General features: G+C 43.7%; 3 protein-coding genes. 2 read left to right on the top strand and 1 reads right to left on the bottom strand.

The window, feature by feature from the left end:
- Positions 1-1,027: immunoglobulin domain-containing protein (locus EWM59_RS28145; RefSeq protein WP_374755963.1), on the top strand; the 1,027-nt coding region annotated here is incomplete at its 5' end.
- Positions 1,028-1,485: 458 nt separating this feature from the next.
- The gene (locus EWM59_RS28150) at positions 1,486-1,635 is read left to right on the top strand and encodes a hypothetical protein (protein WP_165372286.1); all 150 of its coding nucleotides are present in this window, start codon (positions 1,486-1,488) and stop codon (positions 1,633-1,635) included.
- Positions 1,636-1,670: 35 nt separating this feature from the next.
- Here the strand turns inward: EWM59_RS28150 and EWM59_RS28155 are convergent.
- The coding region (locus EWM59_RS28155) for a Rossmann-fold NAD(P)-binding domain-containing protein (protein WP_510186012.1) at positions 1,671-2,006 on the bottom strand (336 nt) is incomplete at its 5' end.

Here is a 2,006-nt window from a genome sequence, read left to right on the forward strand (position 1 = left end):
TGATGACGATAGTGGTGATTTACAATATGCTTCAAAAGTTACCTATAACCTCACAGCCGGAACTACCTATGTACTGGTAGTTACTCCTTATGCGAATGGCTATACCGGAAGTTTTGTCGTACAGGCAACTTCGGCTGTCTTCCCTATAACCAATAGCTGGTTTACTGCTGCCTCCGGTGGAAGTTCTATATTCACAGGCAATGTGTTCAATCCGGTAGGTGTAGCCGGGTCGGGTATCCCGAATACCGCTACCCCGGGTTCAACTGATTTCTATGTTCAGTCTAATATTACAGGAGCCTGCCGTACCAAAACTACCTTTACTATTACTGCGCCAAGTGTAGGCGGTACGGTTGCCGGAAGTCAATCGGTATGTATAGGTGCCAATTCAGGTACACTAACCCTCAGCGGACACACGGGTTCAATTGTGAGATGGGAGTCTTCTACTGATAACTTTGTGAGTAACATTGTTACTATTGCCAATACAACTACTACGCTCAATTTCTCTAATCTGTCGCAAACAACCAAATACCGGGCAGTGGTTAAAAATGGTAACTGTGCGGCCATTAATTCGGCAGTGGCTACTATCACTGTAATTACGGCCTCAGCACCTACACCAACAAACGGCAGTCGTTGTGGCACAGGCTCGGTAACGCTTACTGCCACAGGTTGCGCAGGTGGTACGATTAACTGGTATGCAGGCGTAAGTGGGGGAACATCTTTAGGTACAGGCACGAGCTTTAATACGCCAAGTATTGCTACTACTACTACCTATTATGTGGGTTGTTCGCTGATAGGCGCAAGCCCTTGTCAGTCGGTAAGAGTGCCTGTAGTGGCTACTGTCAATGTCAATCTTACTTTCTCGGGTAGTCAGGCAGCAGGCAATTACCGGGTGTCTCAAACCATTACCAGTACCGCCAATGTAGCCACAGGTGTCAATTATTATGCAGCAAAAGCGATAGTGATGAACCCCGGTTTTCAGGCAGGAGGCAGCGAGGTCTTTCTGGCTAAAATAGAAGACTGTCCGTAATGATAACAATTTCGGCAGGAGTTAAATAAGAGTTTATTTGTTGTTTAGAATAGGGCTGTATTGAAAGGAAGGAGTTCAGAATAATATTTGGCAGCGTACCGTTTGGAAAAATCCTCATCCCAACCCTTCTCCTGAAAAAGGAGAAGGGCTTAAAGTCTCCCTCCGCGCGGCGGCCGCTCCTTTTTCAGGAGAGGGAGATTTAGAGGGTGAGGAAAAATTTGTGCCAAATATAATTTTGCCAACAATTTCCTTTTAATACAGCCATTTTTTTACGCCTGTTTATAACCTATTACTGCGAAAACCTACTCATTTATAGTTTAAAAATCATTCTTTTCTCAATCCAGGCTTAACCGTATAATAAGGTTTAGGCATATTTCTTCTATTTACTGTTTATTATCAATAGTTTTGCTTATAGAATAAAAAGCCTTGATATACTATACCTATTATATAAAAGTCTGATGAAGACATACCTTCTGATTGTTTTTTTACTATTGCTCTATGAGTGGCCGCTTATGGGTCAGGACAAGCCTAAAAGCATGGGTATCAATGAGCTGTCGAACGCAGTGGTAATGTTGTATCAACGCACAAACGGTATGGGACTCAGGTAGCGATTTACCCGTACCTAAGTATCTACCTACGTTTATCAAGCTGAATAAACGCCTGTCAGAAAATCTTTTACTGTGGCTGGTTTTCTGCCTAAAAGGTTAGCTAAATCTGTTTCGGTTGAAGAAAATTCTCCTTGTCTGAAACCCTCGGCAAACCCTGCTGACACGCCAATCACTTCGGCAGGCAGACCTGCATTGGTCAGTACCTGAACATACGTTTCAGGTTCAGGACTTATGTATCCTACCTGTTTACCCGAAGCCTCGCTGATGAATCGGGCAATATCATGGAAAGTAACCGCTTCGGTATTAGAGATAACATAGTCTTTATTTTCATGACCTTTGCCTGTCAGAACATTGGCTGCGGCCTCTGCCAT

This window comes from Emticicia agri (genome assembly GCF_004168285.1).
GTDB classification, from domain to species: Bacteria; Bacteroidota; Bacteroidia; order Cytophagales; family Spirosomataceae; genus Emticicia; species Emticicia agri.